Annotated in this window: 16 protein-coding genes; 9 read left to right on the forward strand and 7 right to left on the reverse strand. The window is 71.3% G+C overall.

The window, feature by feature from the left end; all coding sequences use genetic code 11:
* Nucleotides 1–149: 149 nt before the first annotated feature.
* Together ACIBP6_RS28595 and ACIBP6_RS28600 are read left to right on the forward strand one after the other, a co-directional pair.
* Nucleotides 150–578, forward strand: coding sequence for a hypothetical protein (locus tag ACIBP6_RS28595; protein WP_397056969.1), 429 nt, complete (start codon nt 150–152; stop codon nt 576–578).
* 49 nt (nt 579–627) lie between these two features.
* The gene (locus ACIBP6_RS28600; RefSeq protein WP_397056970.1) at nt 628–1,596 is read left to right on the forward strand and encodes a TIGR03557 family F420-dependent LLM class oxidoreductase; all 969 of its coding nucleotides are present in this window, start codon (nt 628–630) and stop codon (nt 1,594–1,596) included.
* Here the strand turns inward: ACIBP6_RS28600 and leuS are convergent, their stop codons facing one another.
* Nucleotides 1,597–4,077 (reverse strand): leucine--tRNA ligase, encoded by a 2,481-nt coding sequence (leuS, locus tag ACIBP6_RS28605; protein WP_397056971.1) that lies wholly within the window; start codon nt 4,075–4,077, stop codon nt 1,597–1,599. It lies immediately after the preceding gene.
* Nucleotides 4,078–5,183: 1,106 nt separating this feature from the next.
* On the opposite strand from leuS, the gene ACIBP6_RS28610 reads away from it, so the two are divergent.
* Entirely contained in the window at nt 5,184–6,605 is a 1,422-nt protein-coding gene (locus tag ACIBP6_RS28610; RefSeq protein WP_397056972.1) for a hypothetical protein, read from the forward strand.
* Between the two features lie 18 nt (nt 6,606–6,623).
* Here the strand turns inward: ACIBP6_RS28610 and ACIBP6_RS28615 are convergent, their stop codons facing one another.
* Nucleotides 6,624–7,865: a cytochrome P450 gene (locus ACIBP6_RS28615; protein ID WP_397056973.1), complete on the reverse strand. Its 1,242-nt coding sequence runs from the start codon at nt 7,863–7,865 to the stop codon at nt 6,624–6,626.
* Between the two features lie 228 nt (nt 7,866–8,093).
* Here ACIBP6_RS28615 and ACIBP6_RS28620 point away from each other — a divergent pair, with 228 nt between their 5' ends.
* Nucleotides 8,094–9,152 (forward strand): RNA methyltransferase, encoded by a 1,059-nt coding sequence (locus ACIBP6_RS28620; RefSeq protein WP_397056974.1) that lies wholly within the window; start codon nt 8,094–8,096, stop codon nt 9,150–9,152.
* 6 nt (nt 9,153–9,158) lie between these two features.
* Here ACIBP6_RS28620 and ACIBP6_RS28625 read toward each other — a convergent pair whose 3' ends face one another.
* Nucleotides 9,159–9,998, reverse strand: a complete 840-nt coding sequence (locus ACIBP6_RS28625) for an alpha/beta fold hydrolase (RefSeq protein WP_397056975.1) — start codon at nt 9,996–9,998, stop codon at nt 9,159–9,161.
* A 243-nt stretch (nt 9,999–10,241) separates the two neighbouring features.
* On the opposite strand from ACIBP6_RS28625, the gene ACIBP6_RS28630 reads away from it, so the two are divergent.
* From ACIBP6_RS28630 to ACIBP6_RS28650, 5 genes are all read left to right on the forward strand, one after another.
* A complete protein-coding gene (locus ACIBP6_RS28630) occupies nt 10,242–11,774 on the forward strand; it encodes a long-chain fatty acid--CoA ligase (RefSeq protein WP_397056976.1) in 1,533 nt (510 codons plus the stop codon).
* Nucleotides 11,775–11,851: 77 nt separating this feature from the next.
* On the forward strand, nt 11,852–12,394 hold the full coding sequence (locus ACIBP6_RS28635) for an AAA family ATPase (RefSeq protein WP_397056977.1): 543 nt from the start codon (nt 11,852–11,854) through the stop codon (nt 12,392–12,394).
* A gap of 10 nt (nt 12,395–12,404) precedes the next feature.
* A complete protein-coding gene (locus ACIBP6_RS28640) occupies nt 12,405–13,361 on the forward strand; it encodes a phosphotransferase enzyme family protein (RefSeq protein WP_397056978.1) in 957 nt (318 codons plus the stop codon).
* A gap of 153 nt (nt 13,362–13,514) precedes the next feature.
* Nucleotides 13,515–14,795 carry an extracellular catalytic domain type 1 short-chain-length polyhydroxyalkanoate depolymerase gene (locus tag ACIBP6_RS28645; RefSeq protein ID WP_397056979.1) on the forward strand — a complete coding sequence of 427 codons (1,281 nt, stop codon included), beginning with the start codon at nt 13,515–13,517 and terminating at the stop codon, nt 14,793–14,795.
* A 130-nt stretch (nt 14,796–14,925) separates the two neighbouring features.
* Nucleotides 14,926–15,099 (forward strand): hypothetical protein, encoded by a 174-nt coding sequence (locus ACIBP6_RS28650; protein WP_397056980.1) that lies wholly within the window; start codon nt 14,926–14,928, stop codon nt 15,097–15,099.
* A gap of 75 nt (nt 15,100–15,174) precedes the next feature.
* On the opposite strand, the gene ACIBP6_RS28655 is transcribed toward ACIBP6_RS28650, so the two are convergent.
* The 4 genes from ACIBP6_RS28655 to ACIBP6_RS28670 all read right to left on the reverse strand — a co-directional run bounded on the left by ACIBP6_RS28655 (nt 15,175) and on the right by ACIBP6_RS28670 (nt 20,484).
* A complete protein-coding gene (locus ACIBP6_RS28655; protein WP_397056981.1) occupies nt 15,175–16,434 on the reverse strand; it encodes a class I SAM-dependent methyltransferase in 1,260 nt (419 codons plus the stop codon).
* Between the two features lie 4 nt (nt 16,435–16,438).
* Nucleotides 16,439–17,788, reverse strand: coding sequence for an FAD-binding oxidoreductase (locus ACIBP6_RS28660; protein ID WP_397056982.1), 1,350 nt, complete (start codon nt 17,786–17,788; stop codon nt 16,439–16,441).
* A gap of 126 nt (nt 17,789–17,914) precedes the next feature.
* Nucleotides 17,915–18,898, reverse strand: coding sequence for an NAD(P)-dependent oxidoreductase (locus tag ACIBP6_RS28665; protein ID WP_397056983.1), 984 nt, complete (start codon nt 18,896–18,898; stop codon nt 17,915–17,917).
* Complete coding sequence (locus ACIBP6_RS28670) at nt 18,895–20,484, reverse strand: serine/threonine-protein kinase (protein ID WP_397056984.1); 1,590 nt, start codon at nt 20,482–20,484, stop codon at nt 18,895–18,897. The genes ACIBP6_RS28665 and ACIBP6_RS28670 overlap by 4 nt, the downstream gene beginning before the upstream one ends.
* Between the last annotated feature and the right edge of the window lie 94 nt (nt 20,485–20,578).

Here is a 20,578-nt window from a genome sequence, read left to right on the forward strand (position 1 = left end):
CTAGACACTAATGCGCCAGGCCAAGGGCGGCTCACGATTTACCCCCGCATTCCCCTCGCAGCGTACGGGCATCGCCCCAGGAACCGCCAAGCCGGACATGTCGCGAAATATCAGGGAAGAGGAAGAACGATCGCAATCTGTGAGGGGATATGAGGATCTTCGCTCGGATGCACCAGCTGCCGCCCCGCCTGGCCGCCGGCGCCTTCATCCTGAACTCCGGCTTCACCAAGGCGGGCGCCGACGAGGAGGCCGCCAAGTCCACGCACGGCACGGCGGTGAGCGCCTATCCGTTCCTGCGGGGCGTGGACCCGGTCGCCTTCACCCGCATGTTGTCGAAGACCGAGATGGCCCTGGGCGCCGCCCTGCTCACCCCGGCCGTGCCGTCACTGGTGGCCGGGGCCGCGCTGACGGGCTTCGCGGGGGGCCTGGTCGGCCTCTACCTCCGCCTTCCCGCGCTGCGACGGCCGCACAGTGTGCGCCCGTCGGAGCAGGGCCTCGCCATCGCCAAGGACGTCTGGCTGCTGGCCATCGGCCTGGGACTGGTCATCGAGGAATGGCGGGCCTGCCGCCGCGATTGATCTCCGCGCCCTGGACACTAATCGTGACAAACCAGGGTAGCCGGGGCACATGGTACAAATCGGCTACACCTTGATGTCCGAGCAGACCCCCGCCCGCGAGCTGGTGGACTACACCGCCGCGGCCGAACGTATCGGCTTCGACTACGCCGTCATCTCCGACCACTATTTCCCGTGGCTCGAGGAGATGGGCCATTCGCCCTACTGCTGGTCGGTGCTCGGCGCCGCGGCCCAGGTCACCGAGCGGCTGCCGCTCATGACGTACGTGACCTGCCCCATCATGCGCTACCACCCGGCCGTGGTGGCGCAGAAGGCGGCCACCATGGGCGTGCTCAGCGACGGCCGGTTCACGCTGGGCCTCGGCGCGGGCGAGAACCTCAACGAGCACGTCATCGGCGAGGGCTGGCCGCCCGTGGACACCCGCCACCGGATGTTCGCCGAGGCCGTCCAGATCATCAGGAAGCTGTTCAGCGGCGAGTACGTCACCCACCAGGGCGAGTTCTACGACGTCGACTCCGCCAAGCTCTACGACCTGCCCGAGAGGCAGGTGCCCATCGGCATCGCCGCCTCGGGCGGCCAGTCGGCGGAGCTCGCCGCGGAGTACGGCGACCTGCTGGTGGTCAACGAGCCGATGCCGGAGGTCGTGCGGCAGTTCAACGCCGCCGGCGGCGAGGGCAAGCCGATCTACGGCCAGCTCGCCCTCTCCTACGACACCGACGCCGAGGCCGCCAAGGAACGCGCGCACCGGCTGTGGCGCTGGGCGAGCGCGGGCGGCTGGAAGGTCATGGCCGAGCTGCCCGGCCCGGTGAACTTCGCCGCCGCCACCGGCACCGTACGCCCCGACGACGTGGCGCAGAGCGTGCCGTGCGGCGCCGACGTGGACGCCGTCGTACAGGCCGTCAAGAAGTTCGCCGACGCCGGCTACACCCACGTGGCGCTCGTGCAGATCGGGCACGAGCAGCAGCAGTCCTTCTTCGACTGGGCGGAGAAGGACCTGCTGCCGGCCCTACGCAACCTCTAGCTAGGGGACGATGTTGACCAGCTTGGGCGCCCGGACGATCACCTTGCGCGGCATGCCCTGCAGGTAGGGGGCGACCTTCTCCGACGACAGCGCCAGCTCGCGCAGTTCGTCCTCGGAGATGCCGGGCGGCACCTCCAGGCGGTCGCGCACCTTCCCTGCCACCTGCACCACGCAGATGACCGACTCCTGCACCAGCAGCGCGGGGTCGGCCACCGGCCAGCCGGCGAACGAGACGGACCCGGTGCGGCCCAGCCGCTCCCAGCCCTCCTCGGCGGTGTACGGGGCCACCAGCGACAGCATGATCGCCAGCGTCTCGGCGGCCTCGCGCACCGCCGGGTCGGCCGGGCCGGGGCCCGAGTCGATGGCCTTGCGCGCGGCCGAGGTCAGCTCCATCATCCGCGCCACCGCCACGTTGAAGCGGTAGGAGTCGACCAGCTTGGTGACCTCGTCGATCGTGTGGTGGGTGACCTTGCGCAGCTTGGCGTCGCCGCTCTCGAACGGCACGCCCGGCTCGCTGGTCACCTCGGACATCACCCGCAGCGCCCGGGCCAGGAACTTCTGCGAGGCGGCCGGGGAGACGTCGGCCCAGTCGATGTCGTCCTCGGGCGGCCCGGCGAAGACCATGGTCAGGCGGACGGCGTCGACGCCGTACGCGTCGATCTGCTGGCCCAGGTCGACGCCGTTGCCCAGGGACTTGGACATCGCCTTGCCGCCGTTGATGACCTGGCCCTGGTTGAGCATGCGCACGAACGGCTCGGTGAAGTCGAGCATGCCCATGTCGTGCAGCACCTTGGTGAAGAACCGGGAGTACAGCAGGTGCAGCACGGCGTGCTCGATGCCGCCGACGTACTGGTCGACCGGGCCCCACTTGCGCACCTGCGCGGGGTCGAACGGGCCGTCGGTGTAGCCCGGCGAGCAGTAGCGCAGGAAGTACCACGACGAGTCGACGAAGGTGTCCATCGTGTCGGTGTCGCGCTTGGCCGGCCCGGAGCACTTGGGGCACTGGACGTTGACCCACTCGGTGGCGCTGGCCAGCGGGGAGACGCCCTTCGGCGCCAGCGCCTCGCCGCGCAGGTCGGGCAGCGTGACGGGCAGCTGCTCGTCGGGGACGGGCACCTCGCCGCAGTCGGGGCAGTGGATGATCGGGATCGGCGTGCCCCAGTAGCGCTGGCGCGACAGCAGCCAGTCGCGCAGCCGGTAGTTGACCGTGCCGCGGCCCCTGCCCTCGCGCTCCAGGTGCTCGATGATCATACGGATCGCCTCGGCCTTGCTCAGGCCGTCGAGGGCGCCGGAGTTGACCAGCATGCCCTCGCCGGGAGTGGCCTCGCCGGTCTCGCCGGGGTCGGCCAGGCCGGTGTGCACGACCACCCGCACCGGCAGCTCGAACTTGCGGGCGAAGTCGAGGTCGCGCTGGTCGTGGGCGGGCACGGCCATGATGGCGCCGTGGCCGTAGTCGGACAGCACGTAGTCGGCCGCCCAGACCGGGATGCGCTCGCCGTTGACCGGGTTGATCGCGTAGCGGCCCAGGAAGACGCCGGTCTTCTCCTTGTCGGTGGACAGGCGCTCGATGTCGCTCAGCCGGGCGACCTCGGCGCGGTAGGCCTCGAACGCGGGCCGCTGCTCGTCGGTGACGATCTCCTCGGCCAGCGCCGCGTCGGCGGCCACGACGAAGAACGTGGCGCCGTACAGGGTGTCGGGGCGCGTGGTGTAGACGGTGACCGGCTCGTCGCGGCCCTCGATCTCGAACAGCACGTCGGCGCCCTCGGAGCGGCCGATCCAGTTGCGCTGCATGGTCAGCAGCCGCTCGGGCCAGCCGTTGAGCTGTTCCATGTCGTCCAGCAGGCGCTGGGCGTAGTCAGTGATCTTGAAGTACCACTGCGTCAGCTCGCGGCGGACGACGTCGGCGCCGCAGCGCTCGCACTTGCCGGCCACGACCTGCTCGTTGGCCAGCACGGTCTGGTCGTTGGGGCACCAGTTGACCAGGCCGCCCTTGCGGTAGGCCAGGCCACGCTCGAAGAAGCGGATGAACAGCCACTGGTTCCAGTGGTAGTAGTCGGGGTCGCTGGTGTGCAGGCGGCGCGACCAGTCGAAGGCGATGCCGTAGCGCCGGAACGAATGGGCCTGGGTCTCGATGTTGGCGTACGTCCACTCCGCGGGGTGGGCGTTGCGCTTGATCGCGGCGTTCTCCGCGGGCAGGCCGAAGGAGTCCCAGCCGATCGGGTGCAGGACGTTGTAGCCCCGCTGCATCCAGTAGCGGGCGACGACGTCGCCGATGGCGAACACCTCGCCGTGGCCCATGTGGAGGTCGCCCGACGGGTAGGGGAACATGTCGAGCATGTAGCGCCGCTCGCGGGGGTCGGCGTCGTCCTCGCTCGCCCGGTAGGGCTCCTGCTCCTCCCATCGCTGCTGCCACTTGGCCTGCAGCGCCTGCGGGTCGTACTCACTCACGGCTACTGTCCTTCTGGCTTGACTCGGGCCCATCGGTTCGGGCGAGCAACGCCGAGTTTACCCGGCGGGGGCATCGCTTCCCCGACGACTGTTCATTTGTTCGAAACGGGCGGCGCCTCCGCCTGAGGGTGCGCCGCCGCCGTCCTGGAGTCACAAGAAAACCCCCCGTGGACAACGAGGGGTCGAGCCGCGACGGCGAGATCTCAGGGCCGTCGCGGCCCGCTAAGAAGCAGGGTCGCCGAACGCATGTGTCAAGCCTAGCGCACGTCTTCCGCTGAACGCTGATACTCCGAGCAGGCCCGCGGGCACAATGGACTCTTCAGGTCCGGTGAGACCTGATGGTGATGTATCCGTTGTGACCTCATTCGTCCCCCGAGAATAGCCTTGGCGCCGTGGTACACCCAGCTGAGCCCCATCGACCGGAGGCCGACCTGCCCCTGCAGGATCCGCCGACCGATCCGCATGGCTTCCCTCGTTTCGCTGCGGGACCACCTGTATCTCCTGGAAAATCCCATGAGATCATGCCTGATACGTCGAATCCGGATATAACGGGCAATCCGGACAGATCCTCGGGAGGGCCGGCAGTAATGGCGACGGAGAATTCCGGACCTCACGTGCCGGCATCCTGGCCGGAGGCGCCCCGCCGGGACGCGCGGCCCGACGGGGCGGAGGCCGAAGCCGCGGCCCCGGTGCCGACGTCATGGCCGGAGGTTCCCCTGAACGACGCCCATCCCGCCCAACCGGAGCCGTCCTGGCCCGAGCCGCCGCGCACGGGGCCGTCGTGGCCTGAGCCGCCGGCTCCGGCGCGTCCGCGGCACGGATCCCATGCCGCGCCCGTCAATCCCGATGCCGCCTCCGGCATGCCCGGCGCCACCTCGGGCGCGCCCGGCGGGCCGTCCTGGCCGGAGGCCCCGCCGCAGGCTCCCTCCTGGCCCGACCCGCCGCGCACCGCCGCCCGCCAGAACGGGTCCGGCCCCCTCGACGCCACCCCTCCCCACGGCGCCCGCCTCGACGGCGCGCGCACGGACCCCCCATGGGCGCCCCAGGGACAGGAACCACCACAGGGGTCACCGCACGGTAGGGCGCCCGGGTCGCACCAAGGACCGGCGCAGGCGTCACCGCAAGGGACGCGGCCGGGCGTGCCCACATCGTGGCCGGAGGTCGCGTCGCAGGACCAGGCGGGCGCGGCGCGGCCCGAGCAGCCGCCCGTACCGGATCCGGTGCCCGCGTGGGCGCAGCCGCCGACGCCCTCCCCCGGCGCGTGGTCGAACCTGTCCTCCCCCGCCCCCTGGCCGCCGGCGCCGCCCGCCTCACCCCCACCGCCCGCCGGCGAGCACCCGGCGGAGCGCACGATGATGTACGACAGCCGCCCCACCGACACCCCGCCGAAGGACGCCCTGCCGATGGACACGCCGCCCGGCACGCAACCGCCCGGCGCTCGGCTCCCTGGCGCTCAGCCGGCCGGCGCACAACCAGCCGGCACACAACCGCCCGGCGCGCAGCCGCCCGGCCGGCAGCCGCCCCCGCAGGGGCCGGGCGCCGACGAGCGCACCGTCACCTACGCCAAGCACGCCGAGAACCCCAGGAACGACCACGCGGCCCCTGCCACCCCCATGGACTCCACTGCCACCGGTACGCCGCCCGCCGAGAACCAGGGCCCCCGCCCCGGCTCCGGCCTGAGCCGCGACCCCTCCGACCCCGAGCACCGCTTCGTGACGGCCGGCCAGATCAGCGGCTCGCGCACCCCGCCGCCCGAACGCCAGCAGGAGCTCTGGAACACCGTCTTCGGCGACAACTACCAGGCCATGGGCGACCAGGACTCCCTCGACGACGAGGACGGCAAGCCCATCTGGATGTACGCGCTCGGCGGCTCGGTCGCCGTCGCGCTGGTGATCGCGCTGCTGTGGGCGTTCCTGTGGGGCCCGCTGTCGGGCGAGGAGGCGTCGAGCGCCGGCGTCACCGGGGAGGCCACGGCCGCGCAGCAGCAGCAGGAGGAGGAGCCCAGCGCCGGCACGAAGAAGATCCCCACGCTGCCGAAGTACCCCGGTGACCCGTCACCCGTCGCGGGACGCGTGACCGACGCCGCGGCCGGGATCACGGTGCCGCGTCTGGGCGGCGAGTGGCAGCTCGACCAGCGCTCCACGGTCAAGGGCACGTACGGCTACGACACCCGACAGTACGTCCAGGTCGCGCCGGAGCGGTACGCCGTGCTCATGTCGGGACCGCTGCCGCAGCGGCTGGCGCAGTACTACGAGCCGGACAACCTGGAGCCGGCGATCAAGCAGGTCGTGTTGAGCGCGCGCGACAACTTCTTCCCGTCGGACAACAAGGTCCGCAAGATCGCCCAGCAGCCGATCAAGGTGGGCGACCAGGTCGGGCGGCTGATCGCGTACTCGCTGACGTCGAAGACGGAGAAGGCGACGGTCGTGACGATGGCCGTGCCCACCGGCGCGAACGTCCCCGCCATCGTCTACATGGCGATCCCGGCGGAGAAGGAGGAGCTCCTTCCCGACATCCGCACGGTGATGAACCAGATCAGGCTCATCTCCCCGTCGTCCTGACCCGGAGGCGGCGCCCGGCTAGAACGTGCACTCCAGGTGCTTGATGCCGTTGATGAAGCTGGAGTGCAGGCGGTCGGGCGTGCCGCCCTCGATGTGCGGCACCCGGCGCAGCAGCTCCCGGAACATCACCGTGATCTCGCGCCGGGCCAGGTGGGCGCCGAGGCAGAAGTGCGGGCCAGGGCCGCCGAAGCCGACGTGGGGGTTGGGGTGGCGGGTGATGTCGAAGCGCTTGGGGTCGTCGAAGACGCTCTCGTCGCGGTTGGCCGCCCAGTAGAACAGGACCACCTTCTGGCCCTCGCGGAAGAGGTGGCCGTTCAGCTCGAAGTCGCGGGTGGTCTTGCGGCGCATGAAGTTGACCGGGGAGGCCAGCCGGACGATCTCCTCCACCGCGCCGGGCGCGCGGTCGTCGATGTCCTCCAGCCAGAGCGCGCGCTGGCCGGGGTTCTCGGTGAGCATGTGCAGGCCGTGGGAGATGGCGTTGCGCGTCGTCTCGTTGCCGGCCACGACCAGCAGGATGAAGAACGAGCCCAGCTCCTGCATGCTCAGCCGCTCGCCGTCGATGTTGGCGTTGACCAGCGACGAGATCAGGTCGCCCGTGGGGTGCTCGGCGCGGTGGGCGGCGAGGTCCTGGACGAGTTGCTGCAGCTCCATGCCGGCGTTGAGCAGCCTCTCGGCGATCTTGTCGAGCTCGCCGCCGGTGAACTCGGGGTCGAAGCCGCCGAGGATGACGTTGGAACGGTCGAAGACGAACCGGTAGTCGCGCTCGGGGATGCCCATCATGTCGCAGATGATCTTCAGGGGCAGGCGCGCGGCAACCTCGGTCACGAAGTCGCAGCCGGGCCCCTTGGCCAGAAGGTCGTCGACGATGGCCGCGGCGGCCACCTCGACGTCGGTCTCGAACTGTTTGATCATCTTGGGCGTGAACGCGCGGGAGACGATCCTGCGCAGGCGGGCGTGGCGGGGGTCGTCCATGTTGATCATGGAGCCGAAGTACTCGGCGAACTCCGCCGGCATGTCGGGGATGTTCGTCGCGCCACCGGCGCCTGAGCTGAAGACTTCGGGGTGGCGACTGGCCTCGAGGATGTCGGCGTGCTTGACGAGCGCGAAGTAGCCGGGGCCCTTGGGGGCGTACGCCACCTCCGGCTCCTCGAAGAAGGCCGGGGTCTCACGCGCGCGGAGCCGGTCGAACGCCGCTTCGCGTTCGCTCATGGGGGTGGCCCAGAAGTCACGGTCCGACAGGTCGAAGTCCAGGACGCTCATGAGGCCATCATTCGGAAAGCGGCCACTTACGTCAATGGGGTGGACGTACACCGTACGTACGGAAGCGGAAAATCCGTGGAGCCCGAAGCGGGCGAAGCCCTAGGGTGTTCCGCATGACGTTCTTCTACCTGCGTTAGCGACCCGCCGGCGGGTCGCGGGATCCCACCGCCGGCGATGCGGGACGGCTGAGCGACCGCCGTCCCGGGTTGCTACGTGGGAGAAGGACAGTTGCATAGCTTTGCCATGGCCAGGTCCGTACGCGGCATCGAGGCCCTGGTGGCCGCCGAGATCCGGGGCTCCGGCCTCGGCGTGGTGCGCGAGACCCGCCATCGGGAGGTGTGGTTCGAAGCCGCGCCCGGGGCCGATCTGCGGCGTCTGCGCACGGCCGACGACGTGCTGCTCGCCGCCGCGGTGGTGGACGGTGTCGGCCACGACCGCACCGCGCTGCGCCGGCTGGCCCGGGCGGCGCGCGACCTGGGCGCCGGCCTGTCGGCCCGGGCCGACGGCGTCCGGGTGCTGGAGGTGTCGGCGTCGTTCGTGGGGCGGCGCACGTACACCAGGTTCGACATCGAGGACGCGGTCGGCGCCGAGCTGGCGCGGCCGCTGCGGCTGACGTACCACTCCCGGCGCGGGGGCGGGCGGCCGCCGAGCGGGGCGATGGCGTGGCGGGTCACGATCGAGGGCGACCGGGCGGTCATCGCGGTGCGGCCCGGCGACCGGCCGCTGCACCGCCGGCCGTACAAGACGGCGTCGGTGCGGGGCACGCTGCATCCGCCGCTGGCCGCCGCGATGGCGCGGCTGGCCCGTCTGGAGAAGATCCGCACGGTCGTGGATCCGTGCTGCGGGGCGGGCACCACGCTGATCGAGGCCAGGCCGTTCGCCCAGGGTGCGGACGTGCGCCTGGCGGGATTCGACCACGACCGGGCCGCCGTGACCGCCGCCTCCGCCAACGCCCGCGCCGCTGCTGAGTCACCCGGTGGTGAGAACGCGACCGGCCGGCCGTTCGCCTGGACGGTGGCCGACGGCGGGCGGATCCCGGTGGCGGACGGAGGCGCGGACCGCGTGCTGGTGAACCCGCCGTGGGGACGCCAGGTGCCCCCGAGGGGACTGCTCACCGGTGATCTGCGCCCGTTGTGGCGGGAGGTGCGGCGGGTCCTGGCCGCCGACGGGCTGGCCGTGGCCCTGGTGCACGACGAAATCCCGCGCGGGTTCACCGTCGAGGACGTGGTCGAGGTGAGCCTGTCCGGGCAGCACCCGCTGATCGCCGTCCTGCGACCCGGCCGCTGAGCCCGCTCAGTCAGCCGGGCCGAGCCAGTCGAGGATCAGGCGGTTGACCTCGGCGGGGCGTTCCAGGTGGAGGAAGTGGCCCGCGCCGGGCACCAGCTCGACGCGGGAGCCCTCCGGCAGGTGCTCCCCCGCGTTCTTGACGAGATCGACGCCGAGGCAGCCGTCCTGGACGCCGTGCAGGTAGAGGACGGGGCCCGTGACGCCGGGCTGCACCTCCGGGTGGCGGCCGGAGGGCGGGGTGCTGCCCAGCATGGCCCGGTAGTAGCCGATGGCCGCGCGCAGGTTGGCCGGTTCGCCGATGCTGCGCCGGACGAACTCGAGGTCCTCGCCCGCGTCGTACCCCGGCGACCAGTCCTGCCAGAGCCGCTCGAGGAAACCGGGCCGGGAGGCCGCCGCCTCGGCCAGGGCCGTCTGGAAGAGGAAGATGTAGAACGACCGCTTCAGCTGGTCGTACTCGAGGAAGCCGCGCGCCATGACGCCCGGCGGCGGGACGGCGAGCGTCACGGCCGCGCGGAAGCGCCCGGCCGTGGCGTAGACGGGGAAGGCGCCCCAGTCGTGGCCGATCACGACGGCGTCGTCGCCACCGCCGAGCTCCTCGTGCAGCGCGCGCAGGTCGGCGGCGAGCGCCGCCCCCTCGTACGCGCCGTCCGCCGGGACCTCGGTCGGCGCGTACCCCCGCATGAACGGCGCGACCGCCCGGTACCCGCGCTCGGCGAGCTCGGGCAGCAGGTGGCGCCAGGTGTGCGCGCTGTCGGGAAACCCGTGCAGGCACAGAGCCAGCGGCCCCTCCCCCAACGCCAGATACGCGAACTCCACCCCATTGGCGTGGACCGTCCTGATCTCCATGCCAGCGAAACCTAGCACCCAGGTCCTTCACCATTCTCCCCCCAGCTGGAAGGCCACCAGGCGTCGGCGCGGGTGCAGAGCTCTGGCGGGCCGCGTCCAGCGGCCCACCACAAGTCCCGGCGCGGCTCTGGCAAGCCGCCTTCGGCGGCCTGCCACAGATCTCGGCGAAGCCGAGGCTACCGGTCGGTATCCCCTTCCTGTAAAGATGTCGCCCAAGCCCGCTCACAAAGAGGAAGGCGCATCATGCTCAATCTGTCGATCGTCCTGGAGGACAGCGCCAGGAACACCCCCGACGGCACCGCGATCGTCTTCGGCGACATGCGCCTGCCGTACGCCATGATCGACACGGTGGCCAACCAGGTGGCGAACCTGCTGGTGTCACGCGGGATCGGCAAAGGCGACAAGGTGGCGCTCGCGTGCCCCAACCTGCCGTACTTCCCGTTCGTCTACTTCGGCATCCTGAAGGCGGGCGCGACGGTCGTGCCCCTCAACGTGCTGCTGCAGGCGCGGGAGATCACGTACCACCTCGACGACAGCGACGCCAAGGCGCTGTTCTGCTTCGAGGGTTCGCCGGAGCTGCCGCTCGGCGAGCGCGGCAAGGCGGGCTTCGAGGCCGCCCCCGGCTGCGAGCACCTCATCGTGCTGCCCGCGACCCCGCTCGCGACGGAGTCGCCGTACGGCGAGTCGTTCTGGGCGGCGCTGGACGGCATGCCGGCCACGTTCGAGACGGTGCAGACGGCGGCCGACGACACCGCGGTGATCCTCTACACCTCGGGCACCACGGGCCGCCCCAAGGGCGCCGAGCTCACCCACCAGAACATGCTCATGAACGCGTTAGTCAGCGACCGCATGTTCCCGCGCGACGACAGCGACACCTATCTGGCGGTGCTGCCGTTGTTCCACTCCTTCGGCCAGACCACCGTCATGAACACCGGCTTCATGCGCGGCGCCACGATCGTGCTCATGCCGCGCTTCGAGCCGGGTGAGGCGCTCGCGCTCATGGTCAAGGAGAAGGTGACGTTCTTCGCGGGCGTGCCCACGATGTACTGGGGCATGCTGACGAAGATCCACGCCGAGGGCGCGGAGGTGCCGACCACGCTGAGGGTGGCCGTGGCGGGCGGCGCGTCGTCGCCGGTGGAGGTGCTCAAGGACTTCGAGAAGACCTTCGGCATCGGCATCCTGGAGGGATACGGCCTGTCGGAGACGGCTCCGGTGGCCAGCTTCAACCACCTCGGCCGGCCGACGAAGCCGGGCACGATCGGCACCCCGATCTGGGGCGTGGAGATGAAACTGATCGACTCCGACTGGAAGACGATCGAGGGCGAGGGCCCGGGCGAGATCGCCATCCGGGGCCACAACATCATGAAGGGCTACCACGGCCGCCCGGAGGCCACGGCCGAGGTCATGCGGGACGGCTGGTTCCGCACCGGCGACATCGCCACGCGCGACGCGGACGGCTACTATGCCATCATCGACCGGGCCAAGGACATGATCATCCGCGGCGGCTTCAACGTCTATCCGCGCGAGGTCGAAGAGGTCCTCATGACCCACGAGGCGGTGTCGCTGGCCGCCGTCGTCGGCGTCCCGCACGACTCGCACGGCGAGGAGATCAAGGCGTACGTCATCCGCACCCCCGGCTCCGAGATCACCGAGGACGAGCTGATCGCCTGGGCCAGGGAGAACATGGCGGCCTACAAGTACCCCCGCGTCGTCGAGTTCCGCGACTCCCTGCCGATGACGGCCACGGGCAAGATCCTCAAGCGCGAGCTGCGGTAGCCGTCCGGCCCGGTCCCATCCCCTTGGAAGGCGCGGGTCCGCCCGCGCCTTTCTTCTGCCGTTCCCAGGGAGGGACCATGTCGCGTCTCGTCGTCGTCACCGGAGGGCCGGGCTCCGGCAAGAGCACGCTCGTCGGGCACCTGCGCGCGCTCGGCCACGCCACGCAGCCGGAGGCCGGGCGGGCGATCATCCAGGACCAGGTCGCGATCTCGGGCCGGGCGCTGCCGTGGGCCGATCCGGGGTTGTTCGCCGAGCTGATGCTCGCGTGGGACCTGCGCTCGTACCGCGCGGCCGCCGGAGGGGACGCGGTCTTCGACCGCGGGATCGTGGACACGGCCGGCTACCTGCGGATGCTGGGCCGGCCGGTGCCGCCGCACCTGCACAACGCGGCCCTGACGTTCCGCTACCACCGGCGGGTGTTCGCCGCGCCGCCCTGGCCGGAGATCTACGAGCACGACGCCGAACGCCGGCAGAGCCTCGGGGAGGCCGAGCGGACGTACGACGCGATCGTGGCCGCCTACGCGGACTACGGCTACGAGGTGGTGACGCTGCCACGGGCGCCGGTGGCCGAGCGCGCCGCCTTCCTGATCGCGGCGGCCGGGCTCGCGCCGATTCGGTAGCGTGATCGCCATGCGGGACAGACCGGACGATCTCGATGAGAGCCTGCTGCGGCCCGCGCTGGCCGCGTGGGGCATCGAGGCCGCCGGGCTCGACTACGCGCCGGTCGGCTTCGGCGACTTCCACTGGATCGCGCGCGACGGCAGGGGGCGGCGCTGGTTCGTCACCGTCGCCGACGTGCGGCGGCAGACGTTCGACGGGCTCCGGCTGGCCATGGACACCGCGGCGGCCCTGCGTGAGGAGGCGGGCCTGGAGTTCGTCGTGGCCCCGTTGCGCGCCGCCGACGGCTCGACGCTGCGCCGCCTCGACCGCCACCGCTACGCCATGAGCGTGTTCCCGCACGTGGAGGGGGTGGCCGGCGACTTCGGCGACGAGCCGGACGCCGCCGCCCGCGCCGCGGTCATCGACCTGCTCGCCGAGCTGCACGCCACCCCGCCGCCGCTGACGACCCCGGCCCGGCCGGTGCGGCTCGCGGGCCGCGCCGTGCTGGAGGACGCCCTGCGGCCGGGCGGCTCCGTGCCGTGGCTCGGCGGCCCGTACGCGGAGCCCGCCCGTGAGCTGGTCGCCGGCCACGCGGCGGCGCTGCGGCGAGGGTTGGCGGAGTTCGACCGGCTGGCGGGCGAGGAGTGGGAGCCGGTGCTCACGCACGGGGAGCCGCATCCGGGCAACCTGCTGCGCGCCGGCGAGCGCCGGTTCCTGGTCGACTGGGACACGGTCGGCATGGCAGCCCCGGAACGCGACCTGTGGCTGGTCGCCCGCGACGACGCCGACCTGGCCCGCTACGCCGCCGCCACCGGCCGCACCCCCGACCAGGCCGCCCTCGCGCTCTACCGCCTGCGCTGGGCCCTGGACGACGTGGCCGAGTTCGTCACGTGGTTCCGCTCGCCCCACGGCCGTACCCCGGACGCCGGCCAGGCGTGGCAGGGTCTCGAAGGGACCCTCCGGGAGCTCGACGCGTTCGTCCCGTAGCGCCTGTCGAAAGTTTCACGGGCTGCGGCGTTTCGTCCTCGTGTCGCTCCCGCTCATCCCGCGTCCGCCTCACCTCTCGTAGCTGCACGGTTGCGATGTCGAAAATTACTCTGGAGACTCGCAACGTTTCGCCGGCCGAGCGAGAGGAAGTCGATGAAGCTGAGAGCGCGAATCGCCGGCGCCCTGATCGCCGCCGCCGCGATCGTCGCCGCCGGCCTGATGACGGCACCCTCGGCCGCGTCGGCGCAACTCACGGAGGTGACCGGCTTCGGCGCCAACCCCACGAACCTGCGCATGCACCTGTACGTCCCCGACGGCGTCCCGGCCCGCCCTGCCCTGCTGGTGGCCGTCCACCACTGCGCGGGATCGGGCCCCGCGTTCCACTCGGGCACCGAGTTCGCCTCGCTCGCCGACCGGTACAAGTTCATCGTCGTCCACCCGTCGGCGAGCAGGAGCGGCTCCTGCTTCGACGTCTCCTCGCCCTCGGCCCTGCGGCACGACGGCGGCGGCGACCCGGTGGGCATCGTGTCGATGGTCCGGTACGTCCAGCAGCGTCACCACGCCGACCCGGCCCGTACGTTCGTCATCGGCGCGTCCTCCGGCGGCATGCTGACCAACGTGCTGGTCGGCGCCTACCCCGACGTGTTCCGGGCGGGGGCGTCGTTCATGGGGGTGCCGTTCGGCTGCTTCGCCACCACCGACGGGTCCAGTTGGAACAGCGCCTGCGCCGGCGGACAGGTCGTCAGGACGCCACAGCAGTGGGGCGACCTCGTGCGCGCCGCGTCCCCCGGATACGGCGGGCCGCGCCCGCGCATGCAGATCTGGCACGGCACCGAGGACGCCACACAGCGCCACCCGAACTTCCAGGAGCAGGTCAACCAGTGGACGAACGTCCACGGCCTCAGCCAGACGCCGAGCCGCACCGACCAGCCCCGGGCGAACTGGACCAGGACCCGGTACGGCGGCACCGGCGCCATGGCCCCGGTCGAGGCGATCAGCGTCCAGGGCGTCGGCCACAGCCTGCCGGCCGCCGGGATGGCCGCCCGCGTCGTCGACTTCTTCGGCCTGTCCGACAGCGGCGGCGACCCGGCCACGCCGCCCTCCCCGCTGCCGGGCGGACCGTGCCGGGTGACGTACACGACGAACAGCTGGAGCACCGGGTTCACGGCCACAGTGACGATCACCAACACCGGCGGCGCGCCGATCTCGTCCTGGAGCCTGGCCTTCACCCTGCCGGCCGGCCAGACGATCACCTCGACCTGGAACGCCACGGTGACGCCCGCCGGCGGCCAGGTGACCGCCCGGAACGTCTCCTACAACGGCGGCGTCGCGCCGGGGGCGTCCGCCTCCTTCGGCTTCCAGGCCGCCCACGGCGGCGACACCGCCGAACCGGCCGCGTTCACCCTCGACGGAACCGCCTGCGCCGTGGCGTGACGGCGCGTCCCGGCCCGCCGGAGCCCCCGGCGCTCCGGATCTCCTTCGGCTTTACCGAATCCCGGTTGCTCGCACACCTGGAGTAGCCCTACGGTCACGTTAAGCAGTCGGACACGCAAAAGGAGAGCACGTGGGCAGGCACGCGAAGCCCCACAATCCCAAGGAGCAGCAGCTCGACCTCAAAGAGGGCTCCGTCCCTGACGAGCGTCACGTCAGCCGCGGCCGGCACGCGAAAGGGAGGAGACCCTGCGCTTCGGCCGCGCCGGGTGACAAGACGGCGCCGTCGCCCGCGTCCGCGGGCTGAGCGACGTTCGGGGGATGCGAGGGTGGGGGCTCACGGGAGCCGCGCCGGACGCGGGCTCCCGGGGGATGCGATCCGTCAGGGCCAGTCGCGGGCGGGGCGCAGCGGCACGCCGGAGCGGCCGCTCTGGTCCAGCTTGACGCCCAGCACCTGGTGCAGCTGCACCTTGTTGCGCTCGAAGCCGACGATGCAGCCGGCCATGTAGAGAGCCCACACGCGGGCCGTGCCCATGCCGACCTCCTGCACCGCGTCGTCCCAGTTGGCGTCGAGGTTGTCGCACCAGTGACGCAGGGTCTTGGCGTAGTGCTCGCGGAGGTTCTCCTCGTGGCGGATCTCGAAGCCGAGGTCCTCCATCTGCCGGATCAGCCAGCCGACCGACTCCAGCTCGCCGTCGGGGAAGACGTAGCGGTTGATGAAGCCGCCCTTGTTGAAGGTCTTCTCCTTGCCGGTGGGCCGGGTGATGCAGTGGTTGAGCAGCCGCCCCCCGGTCTTGAGCTTGCCGTAGAGGAACTCGAAGTACGCCGGCACGTTCGCCTTGCCGATGTGCTCGGTGAGGCCGATCGAGCTGACCGCGTCGAAGCCGGTCTCCTGCACGTCGCGGTAGTCCATGAACCGGACCTCCGCGAGGTCCTGCAGGCCCTCCTCGGCGATCGCCTGCTGCGCCCACTCGGCCTGCTGCTTGCTCAGCGTGACGCCGAGGGCCTTGACGCCGTAGTGCTTGGCGGCGTGGATGACCATGCCGCCCCAGCCGCAGCCGACGTCGAGCAGGCGCATGCCGGGCTTCAGGCCGAGCTTGCGGGCCACCAGGTCGAACTTGGCGAACTGCGCCTCCTCCAGCGTCGAACCCTCAGAGGGGAAGCAGGCGCAGGTGTAGGCCATCGACGGGCCGAGGACCCACCGGTAGAAGCGGTTGGACACGTCGTAGTGGTGGTGGATGGCCTCGGCGTCACGCTGCTTGGCGTGCCGCGAGCCCAGCCGGGCGAGGGTGCTCTGGCGCATCTCCTGCGGGGGCGGCGGCACGCGCATGAGCAGCGGCTTCACACCCAGAGACCGGACCGCGGCGATCTTCTCCGACGTCGTCAAGTCGTTGGTGGTGATGTTCCACATGCGGTCGAGCAGGGCGTACATGTCACCGTGGACGTCGATGTGCCCGGCGATGTACGCCCTGGCCAGGCCCAGCTCTCCCGGGGCCTGTGCCAGGTAGGCCACGGCGATCGGGGATTTGACCTCGATGGCCAGGTCGGCGCCGTCAGGCCCCGCCTTGCTCCCGTCGTACGCCATGAACGCGACGTTCGCGTCCGTTCCGACGATTTTCTCAAAGATGGTTGCCAGAGCCATCTACTCACCTTCCCCGTACACACTTTTCGTACAGGTCGAGCAGGCGACCGTTCGGGTCGTATTCCCGCTTGACCGGCCAGTAGGCGCCGCCGTTGTACAGCTCCCAGAACTGCTCACGGGCGTAGAACGAGGTCGAGTAGAGCGACTTGTGACCGTCGAGATCGTGCACCGCACGCTCGATGAGCCGGTTGTGATAACCGTCGAACTGGCCCCGTGGCAGCGGCACCATCCCCCAGAACCCGAAGTTCACGTAGAGCTTGCCGGGCTCCAGCGGGTAGAGCGGCCAGCGCGAGCCGGCCTTGAGCGGGCACATCCACACTGGGGTCATGCCCACCTTGTCGTGGAAGAACTCGAGGAACTCGGCCCCGCGCTCGACCGGCGTCTCGACGTCCTGGATGACCGACTCGTGCACCGGCCTGCCGCGCCAGCGGTCGACGCGGGCGGTCACGCCGTGCTTCCGGTCGAGGGCCACCAGGCGGCGGTAGACGTCGGAGCGCATCCAGCGGCGCGGCATCAGCGAGCGGACCACCGGCTGCTGCACGCCGAAGGCGCGCGAGCACCAGAACCAGTCGGTGTCCCAGCGCCACAGGTAGTCGCGGACGGTCAGCCAGTCGCGGCTGCGCTGCTGGATCGACTGGTAGTAGATGCGCATGCCCGTGTAGTCGGAGACGTAGGGCGCGCGGTCGGCGAAACGGCCCAGCGTCAGGTACATCTCGCCGGGTTCGAAGAAGACGCCGTCGACGAAGTCGACGTTCTCGCCGTCGTAGACCTTGCTGTCGCAGATCTCCTGCATGGCGAGCATGCACTTGCCCGCGTCGGTGAACCTGACATGGGTCAGGTGCACGTACGGCTGGACCTTGCGCAGCTTGATCCGGATGCGCAGCGCGTAGCCGAGGGTGCCGTAGGAGTTGGGGAAGGCGCGGAAGAGCTCGCGGTGCTCGTTGTCGTCGCGGGCGATGAGGACGCGCCCGTCGCCGGTGAGGATCTCGAGCTCCTCGACCGACTCGTGCGGGAGGCCGTCGCGGAAGCTGGTGGACTCGATGCCGAGCCCGGTGACCGCGCCGCCGAGCGTGATCGTCTTGAGCTGCGGCACCACGTACGGCATGAGCCCGTACGGCAGGGTGGCGTCCACCAGGTGCTCGTACGTCGTCATGCCCTGGACCTCGGCGGTCATCGTCTCAGGATCGACGCTGATGACCTCGTCCAGGTCTCTCGCCGACAGCTTGGCGGTCCTGCCCCCGTCGCGGAACCTGAAGAGATTGGACGTGGCCTTGGCCAGTCGGGGGGTGGTGTCCCCCGGGATCTCGGCGTAGGACTGCCGGATCTGCTCTACTGCCCGTTGGTGTGTCGACATCGTCGTCACGGAAGCACCCCCTTGAGCTGGTAGAGATCGTCCGTAAGACGTTATCTCCACCCGGCTGCCCGGAACAGACCGGGGTCGTTAAAGACACGAAAACTGTTCATCGTGCCAGCTCGGCGGCTAGATGGCAGCAGTATCTGTAAACTTCCGGCTGACCTGCGGCGATACGCCGTTCACCACGCCGTCGACCGGGCGGCCTTCGACGGCCGCGGCGAGGTTGGCGAGCACGGCGCCGACGAGGCGGCCGGTGACCCCAGATGTGACGCCCGCCACGTGCGGCGAGAGCAGGACCTGCGGAAACTCCCGCAGCGGGTCACCGGACGGCAACGGCTCGGTGTCGAACACGTCGAGCGCGGCTCCGGCCAGGTGGCCCTCGCGCAGGGCCGCGAGGAGCCCGTCACGGTCGACGATGGGGCCGCGGGCGGCGTTGACGAGCAGCGAGCCCCGCTTCATGCGGCGGGGGTCGACGAGGCCGCGGGTCTCGTCGGACAGCGCGATCGCGACGACCACGACGTCGCTGCCGCCCACGACCGTCTCGAGGTCGGCGAAGCCCGGGTCCTGGCGCGGGGTGCGGCTCCAGTAGGACACCTCGCAGCCCATCGCACGGAACATGCCGGCGGCGGCGGCGCCGATCGCGCCGTAGCCGACGACGCCGACGCGGCTGCCGTGCAGCTCGCCGGGCCGCAGGCTCTGCTGGGGCCACTCCCCCGCGCGTACGGCGGCGTCACCGGCGACCAGCCTGCGCAGCAGCGCCAGCGTGGCGGCCAGGCACCACTCGGCCACGGCCACGGCGCTGACGCCGGGGGTGTTGGCCAGCGGAACTCCGGCCGCGGCCAGGGCGCCGAGGTCATGGCCGTCGACGCCCACGGACGGCTGCTGCACGAACGCCAGCCGGGGCGCCGCCCGGACCGCCTCGGCGTCCATGACGAGCGCGCCGGTCCAGTCGCCGAGCACGATCTCGGCGTCGGACAGCGCCGCGAGCAGCGCCTCCCGGTCACGGCGGGCGGGCACGCGTACGGACACCTTGTCGCCGAGCGGGGCGAGCAGACGGCGGGCGGACTCCTCGGGCAGCGGAGGAAGGGCGAGCAGGCTCCAGGCGGTCATGCCCTCACATTAAAGCTGGTGAGCACTTCTCGCATAAGTGACCGGTTACGCTTCCACTGCGCTTCCGGGACCGTCCACGACAGCAGGTAGGCGGTGTCGCCGACGGCGACGGCCCGGCGCAGTTCGCGGTAGCGGATGCCCGGCGTGGCCCAGCCCTCGTCGGTCGCGGTGCCGGCGGTCGCGCCGGTCGCGGTGGTCGCGGCGGTCGCTGCGGTCCAGGAGACCTCCCACTCCACGGCCGTCGTGCCCTGGTGCTCGACGGTCCTGCGGCCGCGGCTGACGATCTGGGCGGCGCTCTGCTTGAGTCGCTCCTCGGAGTCGCGGATGATCTGGTTCGGGTCGAGGTTGACGTAGAGCGCCTGGACCCCGAGGTGGGCGTCGCCGTCGCGGCGGGTCCACTCGGTGTACGTCTCGCCGCGGGCGCCGCGCCAGCCGGCCGGCCGCTTGATCGTCCAGCCGTCCCCCGACTTCCACGCCCGTAGGGCGGGGGCGACCCGGCCCCGCGTGGGGGTCCTCGTCACCGTGGGCGTCTCGCTCGGCGTCGCCGCGGGCGAGACGGACGGCGTGGCGGCGGACGGGAGCGGACTGCTCGCCGCGGCGGGCTGCGCGGTCCGCGGCGCGCCCTCGGCCGGGGAGGCGGTCCTGAAGTACGCGACCGTGCCGCCCGTCAGCACCAGCACCACCGTCGCGGCGGCGGCCAGCAGCGCCCGGCCGGGCCCCGTGCCCGGCTTCCGCTCGGGCACGTCCTGGTCGGCGTACGCGGGCTTGGCGGCGATGATGGCGGCCAGCAGCCGGTCGGCCTCCTCGGCGTCCACCCGGTCCTGGGGCTCCTTGCGCAGCAGCCCGCGCAGGACCGGGTGCAGGATCGGCGGGATCCTGCGGTAGTCGGGCTCCTCGTTGAGCAGCGCGTTGAGCGTGGCCATCGGCTCGCCGCGCTCGAAGGGCGAGCGGCCGACCATGCAGGCGTACAGCGTGGCGCCCAGCGACCACAGATCGGACGGAGGTCCCGCGTCGTCGGCGCGGACGCGTTCCGGGGCCAGGAAGCTGGGCGAGCCGGTGACCATGCCGGTCCTGGTGAGGGAGGCTTCGCCCTCGGCGGTCGCGATGCCGAAGTCGGTGAGCACGGCCCGGCCGTCGTCGGAGAGCAGGATGTTGCTCGGCTTGACGTCGCGGTGCAGGATCCCGGCGGCGTGCGCGGCCTTCAGCGCCGACAGCACCTGGCGGCCCACCTCGGCCGCCTCCCTCGCTGGGAGCGCTCCCGAGGTCGCCACGACCTGCTCGACCGACGGGTACGGCAGCAGCTCCATCACGACCCACGGCCGGCCACCGTCCTCGACGACGTCGTAGATCGCGACGACGGAGGGATGGCTGAGCTTGGCCGCGGTGCGTGCCTCGCGGACGGTACGCACCATCTGGCGCTCCCGGTCACCCGGCGGGAGCCCGTCCGGCAGGAGCACCTCCTTGATGGCCACCTGCCTGTTCAGCAGTGTGTCGTGGCCCTCCCAGACCACGCCCATCCCCCCGCGACCCAGTTCGCGCAGCAACTGGTAGCGCCCTGCGATGAGCCGGTTGCTATCCGAAACCATGTCCTACCCCTGTAGTGGCGCAAGCGCCTGCTGCAGACAGCCGCTGTACGTAGTTGTCCGGAGACCACCCGAACAGTGGGCAAGTTTCCCATAC

It is taken from the genome of Nonomuraea terrae (assembly GCF_044465245.1).
Lineage (GTDB): Bacteria > Actinomycetota > Actinomycetes > Streptosporangiales > Streptosporangiaceae > Nonomuraea > Nonomuraea terrae.

Coding starts and splice junctions, on each gene's coding strand:
- ACIBP6_RS28665 (WP_397056983.1), bottom strand. CDS start 18,898: ATGACCGCCTGGAGCCTGCTCGCCCTTCCTCCGCTGCCCGAGGAGTCC.
- ACIBP6_RS28600 (WP_397056970.1), top strand. CDS start 628: ATGGTACAAATCGGCTACACCTTGATGTCCGAGCAGACCCCCGCCCGC.
- ACIBP6_RS28645 (WP_397056979.1), top strand. CDS start 13,515: ATGAAGCTGAGAGCGCGAATCGCCGGCGCCCTGATCGCCGCCGCCGCG.
- ACIBP6_RS28640 (WP_397056978.1), top strand. CDS start 12,405: ATGCGGGACAGACCGGACGATCTCGATGAGAGCCTGCTGCGGCCCGCG.
- ACIBP6_RS28630 (WP_397056976.1), top strand. CDS start 10,242: ATGCTCAATCTGTCGATCGTCCTGGAGGACAGCGCCAGGAACACCCCC.
- ACIBP6_RS28625 (WP_397056975.1), bottom strand. CDS start 9,998: ATGGAGATCAGGACGGTCCACGCCAATGGGGTGGAGTTCGCGTATCTG.
- ACIBP6_RS28635 (WP_397056977.1), top strand. CDS start 11,852: ATGTCGCGTCTCGTCGTCGTCACCGGAGGGCCGGGCTCCGGCAAGAGC.
- leuS (WP_397056971.1), bottom strand. CDS start 4,077: ATGGGCCCGAGTCAAGCCAGAAGGACAGTAGCCGTGAGTGAGTACGAC.
- ACIBP6_RS28615 (WP_397056973.1), bottom strand. CDS start 7,865: ATGAGCGTCCTGGACTTCGACCTGTCGGACCGTGACTTCTGGGCCACC.
- ACIBP6_RS28595 (WP_397056969.1), top strand. CDS start 150: ATGAGGATCTTCGCTCGGATGCACCAGCTGCCGCCCCGCCTGGCCGCC.
- ACIBP6_RS28655 (WP_397056981.1), bottom strand. CDS start 16,434: ATGGCTCTGGCAACCATCTTTGAGAAAATCGTCGGAACGGACGCGAAC.
- ACIBP6_RS28660 (WP_397056982.1), bottom strand. CDS start 17,788: ATGTCGACACACCAACGGGCAGTAGAGCAGATCCGGCAGTCCTACGCC.
- ACIBP6_RS28670 (WP_397056984.1), bottom strand. CDS start 20,484: ATGGTTTCGGATAGCAACCGGCTCATCGCAGGGCGCTACCAGTTGCTG.